General features: G+C 70.0%; 20 protein-coding genes. 9 read left to right on the plus strand and 11 right to left on the minus strand.

What is annotated here, in order from left to right:
* Positions 1-21: 21 nt before the first annotated feature.
* The gene (locus AB0M93_RS32955) at positions 22-945 is read right to left on the minus strand and encodes an aldo/keto reductase (protein WP_364281051.1); all 924 of its coding nucleotides are present in this window, start codon (positions 943-945) and stop codon (positions 22-24) included.
* A 50-nt stretch (positions 946-995) separates the two neighbouring features.
* A complete protein-coding gene (locus AB0M93_RS32960) occupies positions 996-1,397 on the minus strand; it encodes a MerR family transcriptional regulator (RefSeq protein ID WP_364280745.1) in 402 nt (133 codons plus the stop codon).
* 83 nt (positions 1,398-1,480) lie between these two features.
* Here AB0M93_RS32960 and AB0M93_RS32965 point away from each other — a divergent pair, with 83 nt between their 5' ends.
* Complete coding sequence (locus AB0M93_RS32965; RefSeq protein ID WP_364280748.1) at positions 1,481-2,098, plus strand: TetR/AcrR family transcriptional regulator; 618 nt, start codon at positions 1,481-1,483, stop codon at positions 2,096-2,098.
* Here AB0M93_RS32965 and AB0M93_RS32970 read toward each other — a convergent pair.
* The 5 genes from AB0M93_RS32970 to AB0M93_RS32990 are packed head-to-tail and all read right to left on the minus strand — an operon-like array spanning position 2,071 to position 5,657.
* Positions 2,071-3,291, minus strand: coding sequence for a hypothetical protein (locus AB0M93_RS32970; protein ID WP_364280751.1), 1,221 nt, complete (start codon positions 3,289-3,291; stop codon positions 2,071-2,073). The two genes, AB0M93_RS32965 and AB0M93_RS32970, sit on opposite strands and share 28 nt — an antisense overlap.
* Positions 3,288-3,857, minus strand: a complete 570-nt coding sequence (locus tag AB0M93_RS32975; protein ID WP_364280754.1) for an RNA polymerase sigma factor — start codon at positions 3,855-3,857, stop codon at positions 3,288-3,290. Before AB0M93_RS32975 ends, AB0M93_RS32970 begins: the two co-directional genes overlap by 4 nt.
* Before the next feature lie 35 nt (positions 3,858-3,892).
* Positions 3,893-4,780, minus strand: a complete 888-nt coding sequence (locus tag AB0M93_RS32980) for a pentapeptide repeat-containing protein (protein WP_364280757.1) — start codon at positions 4,778-4,780, stop codon at positions 3,893-3,895.
* 32 nt (positions 4,781-4,812) lie between these two features.
* A complete protein-coding gene (gene upp, locus AB0M93_RS32985; RefSeq protein ID WP_364280760.1) occupies positions 4,813-5,436 on the minus strand; it encodes a uracil phosphoribosyltransferase in 624 nt (207 codons plus the stop codon).
* A gap of 5 nt (positions 5,437-5,441) precedes the next feature.
* Positions 5,442-5,657, minus strand: coding sequence for a hypothetical protein (locus tag AB0M93_RS32990; RefSeq protein WP_364280763.1), 216 nt, complete (start codon positions 5,655-5,657; stop codon positions 5,442-5,444).
* A 93-nt stretch (positions 5,658-5,750) separates the two neighbouring features.
* On the opposite strand from AB0M93_RS32990, the gene AB0M93_RS32995 reads away from it, so the two are divergent.
* Both AB0M93_RS32995 and AB0M93_RS33000 read left to right on the plus strand, forming a co-directional pair.
* On the plus strand, positions 5,751-6,617 hold the full coding sequence (locus AB0M93_RS32995; RefSeq protein ID WP_364280766.1) for a helix-turn-helix transcriptional regulator: 867 nt from the start codon (positions 5,751-5,753) through the stop codon (positions 6,615-6,617).
* Entirely contained in the window at positions 6,614-6,796 is a 183-nt protein-coding gene (locus AB0M93_RS33000; RefSeq protein ID WP_364280768.1) for a DUF397 domain-containing protein, read from the plus strand. The genes AB0M93_RS32995 and AB0M93_RS33000 overlap by 4 nt, the downstream gene beginning before the upstream one ends.
* Here the strand turns inward: AB0M93_RS33000 and AB0M93_RS33005 are convergent.
* A complete protein-coding gene (locus tag AB0M93_RS33005; protein WP_364280770.1) occupies positions 6,771-7,190 on the minus strand; it encodes a protein-tyrosine phosphatase family protein in 420 nt (139 codons plus the stop codon). The genes AB0M93_RS33000 and AB0M93_RS33005 overlap by 26 nt on opposite strands.
* An 85-nt stretch (positions 7,191-7,275) precedes the next feature.
* Between AB0M93_RS33005 and AB0M93_RS33010 the strand changes: the two genes are divergently transcribed.
* Positions 7,276-7,890: a DUF1707 domain-containing protein gene (locus AB0M93_RS33010; RefSeq protein WP_364281054.1), complete on the plus strand. Its 615-nt coding sequence runs from the start codon at positions 7,276-7,278 to the stop codon at positions 7,888-7,890.
* Here the strand turns inward: AB0M93_RS33010 and AB0M93_RS33015 are convergent.
* Complete coding sequence (locus AB0M93_RS33015) at positions 7,887-8,456, minus strand: Uma2 family endonuclease (protein ID WP_364280773.1); 570 nt, start codon at positions 8,454-8,456, stop codon at positions 7,887-7,889. The two genes, AB0M93_RS33010 and AB0M93_RS33015, sit on opposite strands and share 4 nt — an antisense overlap.
* 114 nt (positions 8,457-8,570) lie before the next feature.
* Here AB0M93_RS33015 and deoC point away from each other — a divergent pair, with 114 nt between their 5' ends.
* From deoC to AB0M93_RS33035, 4 genes are all read left to right on the plus strand, one after another.
* Entirely contained in the window at positions 8,571-9,545 is a 975-nt protein-coding gene (gene deoC, locus AB0M93_RS33020) for a deoxyribose-phosphate aldolase (protein ID WP_364280775.1), read from the plus strand.
* Positions 9,545-10,978: an aldehyde dehydrogenase family protein gene (locus AB0M93_RS33025; RefSeq protein WP_364280778.1), complete on the plus strand. Its 1,434-nt coding sequence runs from the start codon at positions 9,545-9,547 to the stop codon at positions 10,976-10,978. Before deoC ends, AB0M93_RS33025 begins: the two co-directional genes overlap by 1 nt.
* Entirely contained in the window at positions 10,971-11,837 is an 867-nt protein-coding gene (locus tag AB0M93_RS33030; protein ID WP_364280781.1) for an aldehyde dehydrogenase family protein, read from the plus strand. The genes AB0M93_RS33025 and AB0M93_RS33030 overlap by 8 nt, the downstream gene beginning before the upstream one ends.
* Positions 11,838-11,970: 133 nt before the next feature.
* A complete protein-coding gene (locus tag AB0M93_RS33035; protein ID WP_364280784.1) occupies positions 11,971-13,026 on the plus strand; it encodes a hypothetical protein in 1,056 nt (351 codons plus the stop codon).
* A 3-nt stretch (positions 13,027-13,029) separates the two neighbouring features.
* Here the strand turns inward: AB0M93_RS33035 and AB0M93_RS33040 are convergent, their stop codons facing one another.
* Together AB0M93_RS33040 and AB0M93_RS33045 are read right to left on the minus strand one after the other, a co-directional pair.
* Positions 13,030-13,899 (minus strand): hypothetical protein, encoded by an 870-nt coding sequence (locus AB0M93_RS33040; RefSeq protein ID WP_364280787.1) that lies wholly within the window; start codon positions 13,897-13,899, stop codon positions 13,030-13,032.
* A gap of 76 nt (positions 13,900-13,975) precedes the next feature.
* Complete coding sequence (locus AB0M93_RS33045) at positions 13,976-14,662, minus strand: helix-turn-helix domain-containing protein (protein ID WP_364280790.1); 687 nt, start codon at positions 14,660-14,662, stop codon at positions 13,976-13,978.
* A 179-nt stretch (positions 14,663-14,841) separates the two neighbouring features.
* Here AB0M93_RS33045 and AB0M93_RS33050 point away from each other — a divergent pair, with 179 nt between their 5' ends.
* A complete protein-coding gene (locus AB0M93_RS33050; protein WP_364280793.1) occupies positions 14,842-16,065 on the plus strand; it encodes a cytochrome P450 in 1,224 nt (407 codons plus the stop codon).
* Positions 16,066-16,073: the final 8 nt, after the last annotated feature.

The following is a 16,073-nucleotide window of genomic DNA, read 5'->3' on the forward strand; positions in this document are numbered from 1 at the left end:
CCTCAGAAGCGCGTAAGTTACTTACCGGCCGGCGGCTCGCGCCAGCCGCTCCGGGTAGCGCTCCCCGGCGATCGCGTCCGCGGGGGCCGCCGCCTCGATCGCCTCGATGTCGGCCGGCGTCAGCTCGAGCGACGCCGACGCCACGTTCTCCTCCAGGTACTTGCGGCGCTTGGTGCCCGGGATCGGCACGACGTCCTCGCCCTTCGCCTGCACCCACGCCAGCGCCAGCTGGCCGGCCGTGACGCCCTTTTCGTCCGCGAGCGCGCGCAGGGCCTCGACGATCGCCATGTTGCGCTCGATGTTGCCCTCGGCGAACCGCGGCAGGCCGCGGCGCAGGTCGTCCTCCGGGAGGTCGTGCACCGACGTCACCGCGCCGGTCAGGAAGCCGCGGCCCAGCGGCGAGAACGGGACGATCCCGATGCCGAGCTCGCGGCAGGTGTCCAGGATTTCGCCCTCGATGCCGCGGGTCCACAGCGACCATTCGCTCTGCAACGCCGTCACCGGGTGCACCGCGTGCGCGGCCCGGATCGTCGCGGCGCTCGCCTCGGAAATCCCGGCGTACCGGATCTTTCCGGCCTCCACCAGCGAAGCCAGCGCGCCCCAGGTCTCCTCGATCGGCGTGTCCGGGTCGACGCGGTGCTGGTAGTAGAGGTCGATGTGGTCGACGCCGAGCCGGCGCAGCGACTCGTCGCACGACTGCTTCACGTACGCGGCGTCACCGCGGGCGCCCATCGCGCCGTCGTTCCACACGATGCCGAACTTCGTCGCGAGCACGACCTCGTCGCGGCGGCCGGCGATCGCGCGGCCGACCAGTTCCTCGTTGACGCCGTCGGCGTAGACGTTCGCCGTGTCCAGCAGCGTCACGCCGAGGTCCAGCGCACGGTGGATCGTCGCGATCGACTCGTCCTCGTTGTCGCGGACGCCGTAGGCGTGGCTCATGCCCATGCAGCCGAGCCCCTGGGCGCCGACTTCGAGGCCGCCCAGCTTCCTGTTCTTCACGCGGAAATCTCCTCCATACCGGGTTCCACGCCGAGCACCTTGCGCTCGACCTGGGCGTAGTTTTCGATCTTGTAGTCGAGGACGTCGAGGCACCCCTGCAGCTCGGCGATCCGCTCGGCGACCGACCGGCGCTGTTCCACCAGCAGCGCCTTGCGGCGGCCCGCGCTCGCGACGCCGTGGCGACGCAGCGACGCGTACTCGCGCATGCTCTTGATCGGCATGCCGGTGGTGCGCAGCTTGGTCAGGAAACCCAGCCAGTTGAGGTCGTCGTCGGAGTACGCCCGGCGGCCCGCGGTGTCCCGGGCGGGCGGGTCGAGCAGTTTGATGCGCTCGTAGTACCGGAGGGTGTCGATGGACAGTCCGCTACGTCGCGCGGCTTCCGCTATCGAGTAGCTCATGGCCCGACACTACGACCTGGAGTGCACTCCAGGTCAACTCTTGGCCCTGGCCTTTGATAACACCGTTCCGATACGCTGTGTGCATGGCGCGACCCCGCACGCACGACGAAGCGCTCCGGCTCCGGCTCCTCGACCGGGCCGGCGAGCTCATCGCGGCCGACGGCCCGAAAGCACTTTCCCTGCGCAAGCTGGCCGCCGACGCCGGGACGTCGACCACCGCCGTGTACTCCCTCTTCGGCAGCAAACCCGATCTGGTGAACGCCCTCTACACCGAGGGCTTCCGCCGCTTCGGCGCCCGGATGGCCGGGACGCCGCTGACCGGCGACGCCGTCGAGGACCTCGTCGCCCTCGGCAGCGCCTACCGCACGAGCGCACTGGCCGACCCCCACCTGTACGGGATCATGTTCACCAGGTCGGTGCCCGGGTTCGAGCCGAACGAGGACGCCGAGGAGCTCGCCCGCGAAACCCTCAAGCCCCTGGAGCGGATCATCCGCCGCGCCGTCGCCGACGGCGTCTTCCTCGACATCCCGCCGGAGACCATCGCGGTCGGCTGCTGGGCCATCGTGCACGGCCTGGTGTCCCTGGAGCTGACCGGCAACCTGCCGGAGGAGTTCGACGTCACGACGTCGTACGAAGCGGCGCTGCGCGCGAACGCCTCCGGCTGGCTGCGGCCTCAGAACAGCGGCAACATCCCGTCGTAGACGACCGTGCCGTGGGCGTCCCACGCCTTGACGTGCCCCTTCGCGTCCGGCTTGAGCCGGCTGACGGGGAGCCAGACGGCGAACATCCCGTCGGTCACGAGCGTGTCGGCGCCGTTCCCGCCGCCGTAGTCGACGATCACGCTGGTCGCCGTGGCCGGGACCACCGCCGCGAACGGCGTCCGCGGCCGGTCTTGGCCGCCGCCTTCGGTCGCCCCCAGGGTGTCGACCACGAGGGCGCGGGCGGGCACGGCCGGGCCCTCGTAGCGGTCCGGGTAGGCACGTGACCGCTGTCCACCGGGCCCCGGCTCGGTCGTGCACGCGATGACCCGGTCGCCCAGGCGGCCGAGCACGATCCGGTAGCCCTGCTCGGCCAGCAGCGGGCCGGCCCGGTAGGCGGCGGCGTCGGCGATGACCTCGTCGGCGGCGGCCAGGCAATCACCCAGCGCCCGGCCCGCGGCCGAGGTCCGGTCGGCGTCGGCCGGACGGTCGGTGACCGAGAGCAGCGGCGGGGGCGCCGCCGGCAGGCGGAACATCGGCTGGTCGCCGGGACCGTCCCCGATGGCCAGTTCCGCCTTCGCCGGCACCGTGCCGGTGAACGCGACGAACTGGCGGCTGGCCGGCGAGAAGCCCAAGCCCGACGCACCCGTCTTCGTGGCGAAGGCCGCCTGCCGCCAGGCCGGGTCGACGACGCCGGCCGCCAGCCCGGTCGCGCTGTGCAGCAGCAGCCCGGACCGGCTGCCCGGCGCGTACGCGGGCGCGGCCGCCGGATCCGACAGGGTCACCGTCGTCTCGGTGACCTCGCAGAACATCGGCTTCCCGGCGGCGGCGGCCGCGACGACGGAGTCGGTGCCGGATGTGTCGGTGAACAGCGGCACCCAGTCGGCGCGGTCCGGCACGCTGCCCGTCTTCCCCGCCGTCCGCACGGCCGTCCAGCACCGGTCGAGGGCCGAGGTCGCCAGCTTGGCGTCGAGCGTCAGGCCGGTGCTCGCCGCGGGCGGGGCCTCGGCGGGCTGCCGGAACTGCCGCGTCGCCACGACCGCGCCGGCGGCCAGGACGAGCACGGCGGCCGCGGCGGCGTACCAGACGTGCTTCGTCCGCCGTGGTTTCGCCATGCCCTGACGCAGCTCGGCGAGCAGCCGGTCGTGGACGGCGTCCGGCAGGGCACGCCGGGGTGGGAGTCCTCGCAGGGTCATTTTTCCTCCAGCAGCGTGCGCAGCCGGGCACGGGCCCGGGACAGGTGGGAACGGACGGTGACCTCCGCGACGGCCAGCAGCTCGGCGGCGTCGGCGACGCTCAGCTCGCCGAGCAGGCACAGCTCGACGACCTCCCGCTGCGCCTTGGGCAGCGTCCGCACGGCGGCGACGATCTTCCGCAGCCGCCGCTCGCCGTCGAGCCGCTCGGCGACGGCGTCGGCGTGGTCGGACACCACCGGCGCGTCGGGCATCTTCCGGAGCAGGCGCAGCCGCCGGCTCGCGCCGCGGTGTTCGTCGCGAGCGGCGTTGCCGGCGACGGTGTAGAGCCACGGCAGCGCGCTGTCCCGCACGAGCGTCACGTCGGCGCGGCGGCGCCAGGCGATGAGGAAGGTGTGCGAGGTGAGGTCTTCGGCCGCGGCCCACGAGCCGGTCAGCCGGTAGGCGTGGTTCCAGACGGCCTCGGCGTGCCGCTCGAAGAGCTCGCCGAAGGCGGCTTCGTCGCCCCCGGCCGCCCGGTCCCACAGTGCCCGGTCACCCACCGGCGCCCCTGTCACTTGGTTGGTCACACCCTTGAGTGGCCGGCACCGGTCCGGGTGTTGCGCTACCCGGCGTCGGGGAACTGCGCGTCCGCCACGTCGAGCTCCTCGTGTTCGCCGCCCTCGAAGTCCGCGCCCTCGTCGAAGACCGTGTGGGAGAACTGGAACACCCCGCCCGAACGGATCCGGGTGAAGCGGACGTCCCGGGCGAAGTGCGCCCAGGAGAAGAACGCGCCTTCGTCGAAGATCGACCGGTCGAAGTTCGCGGTGTCGGTGAACTCCGTGCCGTAGAACCCCGCCCGCCGGGTGAAGTGCGTCCCGCGGATGTGGACCGCGCCGACGAACCGGGCGCGGCTGAAGTCCGCGGCGGCCAGGGTGCAGCCGCTCAGCCGGAAGTCGACGAGGACGGCCCGCTGCAGGTCGATCGACATCTCCGGCCAGTAGCCCGGTTCGCCGTGGCTGAGGTGGGTCTTGAGCAGGTCCTGCGCGGCCAAGCGGACCAGCAGTTCGGGGTCGGTGTCCTCGCCGAGGTCGGCGACGGTCCGGCCGCGGAGGCCGGTTTCCGGGCCCTTGAACGGCATCCGCAGGTAGGCGCACAGCACGTTGACGATGGTCTGCCGCTGCTTCGGGTTGTCCTGCCCGAGCCGCTCGAGCGCGTAGAGGCCGCCGAGCCGGACGGGCGCCTTGTCGCTGCCGAGCTGCTCGACGGACTTCGTGTACAGCTCGGTGACCCGGCGTTCCGCCAGGTCCAGGGTCGTCTCGGCCAGCTGCAGCTCGAGCGTGCGCTGGCGGCGGGTCGCCAGCCAGAGCGCGAACGCCCCGCCCGCGCCCGCGCCGACGCCGAACGCGGTCTTGACGGCGTCGATCCGGACCGGCGCGTCGGGCCGTCCGGACCAGGCCAGGAACAGCCAGAGCAGGGTGCCGGTGACGGCCGCGACCGCGACGGCGGTCACGGCGATCCACCGCCACTTCAGGACGGGCAAGGCTAGACGGCGCCGTACTGGCGGTCGCCCGCGTCGCCGAGGCCCGGGACGATGAAGCCCGAGTCGTTGAGGCGTTCGTCGACGCTCGCCGTGACCACCCGCACCGGCAGGCCGGTCTTCTCCAGGTGGGCCAGGCCCTCGGGCGCGGCCAGCGCGCAGATCGCGGTCACGTCGTCGGCGCCGCGGTCGGTCAGCAGGCGGATCGTGTACTCCATCGAACCGCCGGTGGCGAGCATCGGGTCGAGCACCAGCACCGGCCGGTCGGCGAGGGATTCGGGCAGCGACTCGAGGTACGGCGTCGGCTTGAGCGTCTCTTCGTCGCGCGCGAGGCCGACGAAGCCCATCTGCGCGTCCGGGATCAGCTTGTGCGCCTGGTCGGCCATCCCCAGCCCGGCGCGCAGCACCGGCACCAGCAGCGGCGGCTTGGCGAGTTTGTAGCCGTCGGTGCGGGCGACCGGCGTGTGGATCCGCTCGATCTTGACCGGGACGTCGCGCGTGGCTTCGTAGACCAGCATGACGGTCAGCTCGTGCAGCGCGGCCCGGAACGCGGCGCTGTCGGTCCGCGCGTCGCGCATCGTGGAGAGCCGGGCCTTCGCGAGGGGGTGGTCGACGACGTGCACATCCATGCGCGTCAATCTAGCCGGTGGGCCAGGTCGGCGTCCCTTCTCAGCTCGTAGAGGTTGACGGTCTCGAAGAAGTGCCCGACGACCGGCGCCAGCTTCTCCCCCGGCCACTCGGGCACGTCGTTGGTGTACTCACCCGGCTCGATCGCGACGGTCAGCTTCCAGTTCGCGTAGACCCCGTTCAGCGTCCACGTCTTGTGCATCTGCTGGCGTTTCTTGAGCATGCCCAACCCTGGTTTCTTGCCACGGACGCACGCAACTGATCGACCGGGTGAGCGATCTTCCTTGCCGCGGTGGCAAGCGGCGAAGGTGTGCGCATGGCCAAGAACAAGCGGGTGTCGGTGCGGCAGCGAAGGGTCTCGGCGGAGCTCCGGACGTTGCGCATCGCGGCGGGCCTGACGTGCCTGGACGTGGCAACGGCGCTCGACTGCTCGGAGAGCAAGATCAGCCGCATGGAGACGGGCGACCGTGGTCTGTACGCGGACGACGTGTCGGCGATCCTGGGGCTGTTGCGCGTGCCGGCTGCGAAGCGGAGTGAGCTGTTGGCGCTGGTCAGGGAAGGTGAGGAGCGCAACTGGCACGAGATTCATGGCAAGTTGCCGACCAACTGGAAGGACCTGATCCGTTTCGAGTCCGAGGCGACGGCGGTGCGGAACTACGAGCCAACGCTCTTCCCCGGATTGGCACAGGTCGCCGACTACTCCCGCGCGATCATCAGCGGGGCGAACCCCAAGCTCACCAGCGCGGAAATCGATACGTTGGTCGCCACACGCATGACACGCCAGGTGATCTTCAGCCGCCACCCGGCACCGATCATCCACCTCATCGTGGATGAGACCGTGTTGACCAGGCCCGCTTGCTCTCCGGAGATCATGCGCGCTCAACTGCGGCACCTGCTCAGTCTCAACGAGCGCAGCATGGTGACCATCCAGGTCGTGCCTTTCCGCACGAAGGCTCATCCCGGCTTGACCGGCCCCTTCGTGCTTCTCGACTTCGAATCGAACCCGTCGGTTGCCTATATGGACAGTTGCGGCACGAGCAGTTTTCTCGAGGAGGACCAGCAGATTGAGCGTGTTAAGGTTGCCTGGCAAGGCATTCGCGCCGTCGCACTGTCACCCGAAGAGTCGATGAGGCTCGTTGCCAGTGCCCTCGGCGAGCTGACCGGCCAGGAGGAAGTTCCATGATCACCCAGGTCACCTGGCGCAAGAGCAGCTACAGCAGCGACCAGGCCAACTGCGTCGAGGTGGCCACTTCTTCCACCACCGTCGGCGTCCGGGACACCAAGGATCGCGAGGGCGGCCACCTCACCATCCCCACCTCTGCTTGGACCGCCTTTCTCAACTCTGCCGCGCGAACCAGCTGACCCAGCGTCGCTGCCAGGGCGTCTCGACCGCCCGTTCGTGGTAGTGCTCGCGCACCCACGCGACCGCGTCCTCGGCCGGCACCCCCGACAGCGTCGCCAGGCAGGCCATCACCGTCCCGGTCCGCCCCGCACCGCCGTAGCAGGCGACCTCGACCGTCTCGGTTTTCGCCCGTTCGTGGAGCGCGATGATCTGCCTTCGCGCTTCCGCAGGCCGCACCGGAAGCAGGAAGTCCGGCCACGTCACCCACTCGTGCGACCACGAAATCCCGCCGCCGTACTTGCGCCGCAGCCGGCTCGTCCCCAGGTAGAGCCCGAAATCCGGCTCGGGTCCGTCGGGGCGCGGGCGCCTCAGGCCGCGTCCGTGCACTCGGGTGCCGTCGGGGAATTCCACCATCGGGTCAGTGTCCTCCAGAAGATGGACACACAGAGTGGTTTTCGCCGATAAGCTGCGCCGGGTGAGCGAACTGACGCCCGACCAGATGCGGGCTTCCGACGCGGACCGCGAACGCGTCGCCCAGGTGCTGCACAACGCCCTCGCGGAGGGCCGGATCACGGTCAACGAGCTGGAAGAACGGCTCACGACGATCTACGCGGCGAAAACCCTCGGCGAGCTGAAGCCGGTGACGGCGGACCTGCCGACGTCCCCGGCGGCGATGGAGCCGGCGACGACGCGGGCCCTCGGCTTCCCGGACCAGCGCATCGGCGGCCACCCGGGCTCCCCGGTGTCGATCGGCGTGCTGTCGGGCGCGGTCCGCAAGGGCAGCTGGGTCCTCCCCCCGCAGCACAACAGCCTGGCCTTCTGGGGCGGCGCGGAGATCGACCTGCGCCAGGCCCGCTTCGCGGACAAGCACAGCACGATCACCGCGGTCGCGATCATGGGCGGCATCCAGATCACGGTCCCGGACGACATCAACGTGGACGTCACGGGCATCGGCCTGATGGGCGGCTTCGTCCTGGAGGACAAGTCGGGCGCACCGCCCGCCCCGCCGACCGCGCCCACGGTGAAGATCAACGGCCTGGCGTTCTGGGGCGGGGTGGTCGTGTACCGGAAGCCTTCGAAACGAACCGAGCCGCCGCAGATCGAAGGGGCTTAGAGCCACTTCATGTCGATGTTGACCGCGAAGGGATCGGTCACGGCGAACGGCCCGTCGTGGACGGCGGCCGGGGCGTAAGTCCCGGTCGTGGGGTCCAGCTGATAGCAGAACAGGCGCACCTTCTCCGGGTCGTCCGTGTTCTCGACCCGCCAGAAGTGCTGGATGCCCCCTGCGGCGTACTCGCCCGGCTTGTCGATCCGGTCGGCTGTCACCGAACCCGGCGACATGAGTTCCACCACGAGCACGCAGTGCTCGGCTCGCAACACGAAGTCGTCCGGCAGCGACGAGTCGTACACCACGATGTCCGGCCGCCGGTTCAGCAGCGGCACATCGCGCAGCCGCAGGTCGACGTCGGTGGAAACCTCGAACTCGGGGCCGCAAGCCGCCTCGAGCGCGTTCGCGAGCCGTCGCGCGAAGATCTGGTGCGAACGGCGCGGGGCCGGGTTCACGACGATGGCTCCATCAACGATTTCGATGCGGCGGCAGACCTCTTCCGGCAACGCTTCGTAATCGTCTGCACTCAATCCGGATGCCGACAGTAACATCCAGTCGGGCAGAGCGGTCATGCTCACCCTCCCATCGCCACTGCCGAACTTGATCACAAGTGTGTATACAGACTATCCGACCCGGTCGGGCCGGGACACCGCGAACTGTCGGACCCGCCGCCTAGACTCAGGCGCATGACAGCCACGACCAGCACGTCAGCGGCGCCGGCCACCCCGGCACCGCTGGTGGACGCGACTCGCGACGACGCGAGCCTGCGCCGCTTCCTGCTCGGGCTGCCCGGTGTCGACCAGGTCGGCGTCGAGCAGCGCGCGGCGGGCCTCGGCACGCGCAGCATCAAGAAGGACGCCAAGCGGTGGGCCATCGACACCGCCATCTCCATGGTCGACCTGACCACCCTGGAGGGCGCCGACACCCAGGGCAAGGTCCGGGCGCTGGCCGCGAAGGCCGTCCGGCCCGATCCCGAACGGCAGGACACCCCGCGCGTCGCCGCCGTCTGCGTGTACCCCGACCTGGTCGCCACCGCCGTCGAAGCGCTCAAGGGCAGCGGCGTGCACGTCGCGAGCGTCGCCACCGGCTTCCCCGCCGGGCGAACCAGCCGCGAGATCAAGCTGGCCGACACGAAGATCGCCGTCGAGGCCGGCGCGCACGAAGTCGACATGGTGATCGACCGCGGTGCCTTCCTCGAGGGCCGGTACATGGCCGTCTTCGAGGAGATCCAGGCCGTCAAGGCAGCCTGCGGTGACGCCCATCTGAAGGTCATCCTCGAGACCGGCGAGCTGGCGACCTACGACAACGTGCGGCGCGCGTCGTGGCTGGCGCTGCTCGCCGGCGGTGACTTCATCAAGACGTCCACCGGCAAGGTCTCGCCCGCGGCGACGCTGCCGGTCACGCACATCATGCTGCAGGCCGTCCACGACTGGCACGTCCAGACCGGCGAGCTGCGCGGCGTCAAGCCCGCCGGCGGCATCCGGACGACGAAGGACGCGATCAAGTACCTGGTCGCGGTGCACGAGGTCGCCGGCGAGGCGTGGCTGACCCCGGACCTGTTCCGCTTCGGCGCGTCCAGCCTGCTCAACGACCTGCTGCTGCAGCGCCGCACCCAGGTGGACGGCCACTACAGCGGCCCCGACTACGTGACGGTGGACTGATGCCTGTTTTCGAGTACGCACCGGCGCCCGAGTCGCGCGCCCTCGCGAACCTGAAGGACTCCTACAAGCCCTTCATCAACGGCGAATTCGTCGACGGCTCGGGTGAGCCGCTCAAGACGATCAACCCGGCCACCGAAGAGGTGCTCGCCGAGGTCGGCACGGCGTCGAAGTCCGATGTGGACATCGCGGTCAAGGCCGCGCGCAAGGCGTACGACAGCGTCTGGTCGAAGCTGCCGGGCACCGAGCGCGCGAAGTACCTCTTCCGCATCGCGCGGCTCATCCAGGAGCGCTCGCGTGAGCTGGCGGTGCTGGAAAGCCTCGACAACGGCAAGCCGATCAAGGAGTCGCGCGACTCCGACGTCCCGACCGCGGCCGCGCACTTCTTCTACCACGCGGGCTGGGCGGACAAGCTGGAGTACGCGGGCTACGGCGCCAATCCGCGTCCGCTGGGTGTCGCGGGCCAGATCATCCCGTGGAACTTCCCGCTGCTGATGCTGGCCTGGAAGATCGCTCCGGCGCTGGCCACCGGCAACACCGTGGTCCTCAAGCCGGCCGAGACGACGCCGCTGACGGCGCTGGTCTTCGCCGAGATCTGCCAGCAGGCCGAGCTGCCGCCGGGCGTGGTCAACATCCTGCCCGGCGCGGGCGACATCGGCGCGTCCATTGTGGAGCATGCGGGCATCGACAAGATCGCCTTCACCGGCTCGACCGACGTCGGCAAGGCGATCCAGCGCCAGGTCGCGGGGACGCCGAAGAAGCTGACCCTGGAGCTGGGCGGCAAGGCGGCGAACATCGTGTTCGAGGACGCGCCGCTCGACCAGGCCGTCGAGGGCATCGTCAACGGCATCTTCTTCAACCAGGGCCACGTGTGCTGCGCGGGCTCGCGGCTGCTGGTCCAGGAGTCGATCGCCGAAGAGGTCCTCGAAAAACTGCGCTACCGGGTGTCGACCCTGCGCATCGGCGACCCGCTGGACAAGAACACCGACGTCGGCGCGATCAACTCGGCCGAGCAGCTGGCCAAGATCCGCGGGCTCGTGGAGTCGGGCGACGCCGAGGGTGCGCAGCGCTGGACCAGCCCGTGCCCGGTGCCGGAGCGCGGGTTCTTCTTCGCCCCGACGGTGTTCGCGAACGTCCACCAGTCGATGCGGATCGCGCGCGAGGAGATCTTCGGCCCGGTGCTGTCGGTGCTGACGTTCCGCACGCCGGACGAGGCCGTGGCGAAGGCGAACAACACGCCGTACGGCCTTTCGGCCGGCATCTGGACCGAAAAGGGCTCCCGGATCCTGTGGATGGCGAACCAGCTGCGCGCCGGCGTGGTCTGGGCCAACACCTTCAACCGCTTCGACCCCGCCGCCCCGTTCGGCGGCTACCAGGAATCCGGCTTCGGGCGCGAAGGCGGCCGCACCGGGCTGGAGGCGTACCTGAATGTCTGACCGAATCTCCGTCGCCAAGACGTACAAGCTGTACCTCGGCGGCAAGTTCCCGCGCTCGGAGTCCGGCCGGGTGTACCCGGTGACGGACGCGAAGGGCAAGTTCCTGGCGAACGCGGCGCACGCGTCCCGCAAGGACGTCCGCGACGCGGTGGTGGCGGCCCGCAAGGCATTCGGAGGCTGGTCGGCGGCCACGGCGTACAACCGCGGCCAGGTGCTCTACCGGGTGGCCGAGGTCCTGGAAGGCCGCCGCGACCAGTTCATCGCCGAAGTTTCGGCCTCGGAGGGCCTGGCGTCGAAGAAGGCCGAGCCCCTGGTGGACGCGGCGATCGACCGCTGGGTCTGGTACGCGGGCTGGACGGACAAGATCGCGACGGTCCTCGGCGCGGCGAACCCGGTGGCGGGCCCGTACTTCTCGTTCACGGTCCCCGAGCCGACGGGCGTGGTGGGCGTGCTGGCGCCGCAGCAGTCGTCACTGCTGGGCCTGGTCGAGGTCCTGGCCCCGGTCCTGGCGACGGGCTCGACGGCGGTGGTGGTCTCCAGCGCGGAGCGGCCGTTGCCGGCGATCACGCTGTCGGAGGTCCTGGCCACCTCCGACGTCCCGGGCGGGGTGGCGAACATCCTCACCGGACGGGCCGCGGAACTGGGCCCGTGGCTGGCCTCCCACGGAGACGTCAACGCACTGGACCCGACGGGAGCGGCCCCGGCCGACCGCGTCGAGCTGGCACGCGAAGCGGCGAACACGGTGAAGCGGGTTTTGACGGTCCCGGAGACCGAGCCGGACTGGACGACGGCCCCGGACCTGACGCGCCTGCGGCGGTACCTGGAGGCGAAGACGGTCTGGCACCCGCTGGGCGTCTGAGCAGCTCAAGGGGCGGCCACCAGCCGGGCGACCGGGTGGTGGCCGTCCACCTTGTGGTGGATTCTCACTTCGATCTTCGCGACTTACCCTCAATGTGTGAACGGGTTTTCACTGCCTGTGATCGAGGGGAGCCGTGGACACTCAGGGAGGCTTCACCAATCTCGTCGCTCTGCGAGCGAAAGCCGGCGAGCTGGCTGCTTTGCGAGCACTTTCGGACCCGCATGAGGTTCGCCAGGTACAGCCGCTGCTGCAGTTCGACCCGAACCGGAAGAACGCCGCGGAGCAGCTCGACGACGTCGAAGAGGTCGTACGCCATCTGCACCGGCTGGGCAGGCGCTGCTGGATCGACGCCTCCGACGTGGCGAATCAGCCCGGGTTCGGCGTCGGTGGCGCACTCGGCCGGCTGGCCGACCGGCTCACCGGCCCGGCCGACCTCCTCGACACGTCTTGGCCGATCACGTTCGTCCCGGTGATCCGCAGCGACGCCCCCGAGCAGTCAGCCGCGGCTCTCGGACGCCTCGGCGACGAACTGGGAGCCGGAGTCGCCATCCGGATCCGGCCGGGCACAGCCGACCGGGACAACCTCGGCCGGCTCCTCGATCGGCTGGCGCTCGATCCCGGCGATGTCCAGGTCGTGCTGGACCTCCAGTACGTCGCCGAGGCGACGGCCGCCCGGGTCGAGCGGGCCGCGGCCATCCTGGCCGTGCTCACCGACCTGGGCGCCTTCGGATCGACGACCTTGCTGACCGGTTCGATCCCGAAGACCCTCGGACAGACCTCGACCTGGGAACAAGCGCGAGCCGAGGAGATGCTGTGGGAGCGGCTCGTGGGCGCGGGTGCGGGAAACCTGCGGTTCGGCGACTACGGCGCCGTGCACCCGATCCCCGGGCCGGGCTTCGGCAGTAAGCACGTCGCGCTGAAGTACACGTGCTCGCACCACTGGCTCTACTCGCGAGAGCGGATGCCGGACGAAACGGGCGACGAGTCGGCCCGTGGCCGCGCGCTCCGGGTCGTGTGCCGCCACGTGATCGAATCAGAGGGCTACGCCGGCCCGGACTTTTCCTGGGGAGATCGCGAAATCCACCAGGCGGCGATGGGCGCCGGGAGGGGGCTCGGCGACACCAGCAAGCCGGTCGCGTTCGCGACCTCCCACCACCTGGCCTACCTGGCCACCCGTGCCGCGGCTTGACGCTCAGCTCATCGTCACCGAGAAGTCCGACAGCGTGAACCGCGCCTTGCCGCCGCCGGTGGAACAGAACTCGATGCCGTAGCCGATCTGGTTGACCGTCGGGTTCGGCGGGATCAGGCCCTTGCTGATCGCCCACCCGATCATCGCCTTCAGGTCCACGCTGCCCGAGTACTGCGTCGACTTCGAAACGAATGCCACGTACCCGTCTTCGTCCGCCCAGACGTCGTACGTCTGGCCGCCCGCCGTGTACGTCGACAGCTTGTCGCCCGAGGGGACTTGCTTGCTGTTCTCCGTCCACACCATCAGCTCGCTGACACCCTTGCCGTCGCCGACGCCGTTCAGCCACAGGTCGTACGCCACGTCGTAGACGCCCGTGCCCGGGCCGCGGCCCGCGAAGGTGGATTTGATCACCGAATAGTCGTTGACCGGTTTTCCGTTTTGGTTGTTGATGTCCTTGTGGACGTTCGGATAGGTTTTCACCGACGTCGAATCGGGTTGGGTGGATTCGACGTACCAGTTGTCGTACGCGCACGCCCGCAGCGTTTCCGGACCCGCTTCACCGGCGTTCCACATGTTGTTGTGGACGTAGTAGCCACCGTCGGACCAGCCGCCGTCGGGGTCGCTCGTGGTGAACTCCGGGGAGCGGCAGCTCCGCACCGGCGTCGCCGACGGCGGCACCGGCGTCGATGCCGGTGAAGACGCAGGTGGCGGGGCCGAGGTGGCCGGCGCTACCGAAGAGGTCGCGACCGAAGACGTGGGCGCCGGGACCGGGGCCGGCAGCGATGCCGACGCGGCCGCCGGCACGCCGTCGACCGGCTTGCCGCCGCACCCGGCGACCGACGGCAGGGAAATCGCCAACAACACGGCCAGCATTCTTCGTCGCATTTTCCCGCCCGCAGCTGCAATTCCGGCAGAACGAGGCGGAACCCTAACACGAAAACCCGCGAAATCAGTCCGAGCCGAGGTCCGGGCCGAGGTCCGAGCCGAGGTCCGGATCGGCGTCCGGATCGAGGTCACCGGACGTGATCGGCCGGCCGGGCAACGACGAACCCGGGCGCGCGCTCAAGCCGTCGATCATGATGCCGACGCACCGGCGGGCCGCCATCGCGGCCACCTCCGGGGACTTCGCGCGCATCTGGCGCAGCAGCGTCGCGAACAGGATCGCGATGTCACCGGCGCCGACGTCGTCACGGAGCTTGCCCTCGGCCTTGGCCCCGTCGACGAAGCGGTCGAGGACAGCCAGTATCTCGTCGCGGAGCCGGCGGACCTCCGGGTCGTTCTTGAGGATCACCAGCGCCCGGTGCGACACCATCGCCAGCTGCACGCTCAGCTGCAGCTCCACCGACTGCCGCAGCAGCCGCTCGAGCGCGCGCCACGACGACGTCTCCTCCGCGGCGATCACGCGCGCGTCGATCAGCACCCGCTCGAAGTTGTCCATCGCGACCGCGCGGACCAGGGCGTCGCGGTCCGGGAACCGGCGATAGAGCGTGCCGACGCCGACGCCGGCCGCGCGGGCGATCTCCTCCATCGGCACCTCGGGACCGGAAACGGCGAAGATGTGCTTCGCGGCGGCCAGGATCTGGTCGCGGTTGCGCCGCGCGTCCGCCCGCAGGGTGGTCTCGGGGTCTGCCGTCATGCCGTTCGCCTTCCGCTGAATCGCGCCGGCTGATTCTCGCATGGCCGACCGGCCACGCACTGCCTCCTCAACCGGGTAGCAAGCACCTAGTGGACGACTTCCTTCCGCTTCGGTACCTTGGACTCTAGAACCGGAATGTAATCCTCCGCATACTTTCCGTCCGATTTAGGGGGTCCGAAATGACTGATTTGGCCGAGCCCGCCACCCGCGACGACACCTTCCCGCTGCTCCGCACCTGCCCGTTCGCCCCGCCGCCGGCGTACGAGCGGCTGCGCGAAGCCGGCCCGGTCCAGCGCGTCCAGCTGGAGTCCGGGCAGGAGGCGTGGGCCGTCACGCGGCTCGAAGAAGTCCGGCAGATGCTGACCGACCCGCGGTTCAGCTCCGACCGCTTCAACCCCGGCTTCCCGGTCCTGTTCAAGTCGGGGCGGGCGCAGCGGCGGAGCAACTTCACCCCGTCGCTGATCAACATGGACCCCCCGCAGCACGGCGCGGCCCGGCGTGACGTCGTCGGCGAGTTCACCGTCAAGCGCATGAAGGCCCTGCAGCCGCGGATCCAGCAGATCGTCGACGAGCACATCGACGCGATCCTGGCCGGCCCGAAACCCGCCGACCTGGTGTCGGCGCTGTCCCTGCCGGTGCCGTCGCTGGTGATCTGCGAGCTGCTCGGCGTCCCGTACGCCGACCACGACTTCTTCCAGGTGCGCAGCTCGACGATGCTCAACCGGGAGGTCGACCAGGAGACCCGGCTCAAGGCCGTCAACGAGCTGCAGGATTACCTCGACCAGCTCGTCAGCACCAAGGAGGCCGAGCCGGGCGACGACCTGCTCGGCCGCCAGATCCTCAAGCAGCGCGAAGAGCACGGCGAGGTCGCGCACGACGAGCTCGTCTCGATGGCGTTCCTACTGCTCATCGCCGGGCACGAGACGACGGCGAACATGATCTCCCTCGGCACCGTCGCGCTGCTGGAGAACCCTGACCAGCTCGCGATCATCAAGAACGACCCCGGCAAGACCCTCGACGCCGTCGAGGAGCTGCTGCGGTACTTCACCATCGCCGAGTTCGCGACCTCGCGCGTCGCCACCGAAGACGTCGAGCTCGGCGGGCAGCTCATCCGCGCCGGCGAAGGCGTGCTGGGGCTGAGCTACTCCGGCAACCGCGACGAAGCCGCGTTCGAGAACGCCGACGAGCTCGACCTCGAACGCGGCGCGCGCCACCACGTCGCCTTCGGCTTCGGGCCGCACCAGTGCCTCGGCCAGAATCTCGCCCGGATGGAACTGCAGATCGTCTTCGACACGCTCTTCCGCCGCATTCCGGAGCTCAAGCTGGCCGCGCCGGTCGACCAGCTGCCGTTCAAGCACGATTCCTCGATCTTCGGCCTCTACTGCCTGCCCGTGACCTGGTGAGGGGGGAC

It is taken from the genome of Amycolatopsis sp. NPDC051102 (assembly GCF_040682815.1).
GTDB lineage: Bacteria > Actinomycetota > Actinomycetes > Mycobacteriales > Pseudonocardiaceae > Amycolatopsis.

Excerpts from the sequence above, each read along its gene's own strand:
- AB0M93_RS33050 (WP_364280793.1), top strand. The coding sequence starts at position 14,842 with ATGACTGATTTGGCCGAGCCCGCCACCCGCGACGACACCTTCCCGCTG.
- AB0M93_RS32955 (WP_364281051.1), bottom strand. The coding sequence starts at position 945 with ATGGGCATGAGCCACGCCTACGGCGTCCGCGACAACGAGGACGAGTCG.
- AB0M93_RS32965 (WP_364280748.1), top strand. The coding sequence starts at position 1,481 with ATGGCGCGACCCCGCACGCACGACGAAGCGCTCCGGCTCCGGCTCCTC.
- deoC (WP_364280775.1), top strand. The coding sequence starts at position 8,571 with ATGACAGCCACGACCAGCACGTCAGCGGCGCCGGCCACCCCGGCACCG.
- AB0M93_RS33040 (WP_364280787.1), bottom strand. The coding sequence starts at position 13,899 with ATGCTGGCCGTGTTGTTGGCGATTTCCCTGCCGTCGGTCGCCGGGTGC.
- AB0M93_RS33005 (WP_364280770.1), bottom strand. The coding sequence starts at position 7,190 with ATGGTGGAATTCCCCGACGGCACCCGAGTGCACGGACGCGGCCTGAGG.
- AB0M93_RS32990 (WP_364280763.1), bottom strand. The coding sequence starts at position 5,657 with ATGCTCAAGAAACGCCAGCAGATGCACAAGACGTGGACGCTGAACGGG.
- AB0M93_RS33000 (WP_364280768.1), top strand. The coding sequence starts at position 6,614 with ATGATCACCCAGGTCACCTGGCGCAAGAGCAGCTACAGCAGCGACCAG.
- upp (WP_364280760.1), bottom strand. The coding sequence starts at position 5,436 with ATGGATGTGCACGTCGTCGACCACCCCCTCGCGAAGGCCCGGCTCTCC.
- AB0M93_RS33030 (WP_364280781.1), top strand. The coding sequence starts at position 10,971 with ATGTCTGACCGAATCTCCGTCGCCAAGACGTACAAGCTGTACCTCGGC.
- AB0M93_RS33045 (WP_364280790.1), bottom strand. The coding sequence starts at position 14,662 with ATGACGGCAGACCCCGAGACCACCCTGCGGGCGGACGCGCGGCGCAAC.
- AB0M93_RS33015 (WP_364280773.1), bottom strand. The coding sequence starts at position 8,456 with ATGACCGCTCTGCCCGACTGGATGTTACTGTCGGCATCCGGATTGAGT.
- AB0M93_RS32960 (WP_364280745.1), bottom strand. The coding sequence starts at position 1,397 with ATGAGCTACTCGATAGCGGAAGCCGCGCGACGTAGCGGACTGTCCATC.
- AB0M93_RS32995 (WP_364280766.1), top strand. The coding sequence starts at position 5,751 with ATGGCCAAGAACAAGCGGGTGTCGGTGCGGCAGCGAAGGGTCTCGGCG.
- AB0M93_RS32970 (WP_364280751.1), bottom strand. The coding sequence starts at position 3,291 with ATGACCCTGCGAGGACTCCCACCCCGGCGTGCCCTGCCGGACGCCGTC.
- AB0M93_RS33025 (WP_364280778.1), top strand. The coding sequence starts at position 9,545 with ATGCCTGTTTTCGAGTACGCACCGGCGCCCGAGTCGCGCGCCCTCGCG.
- AB0M93_RS33010 (WP_364281054.1), top strand. The coding sequence starts at position 7,276 with ATGCGGGCTTCCGACGCGGACCGCGAACGCGTCGCCCAGGTGCTGCAC.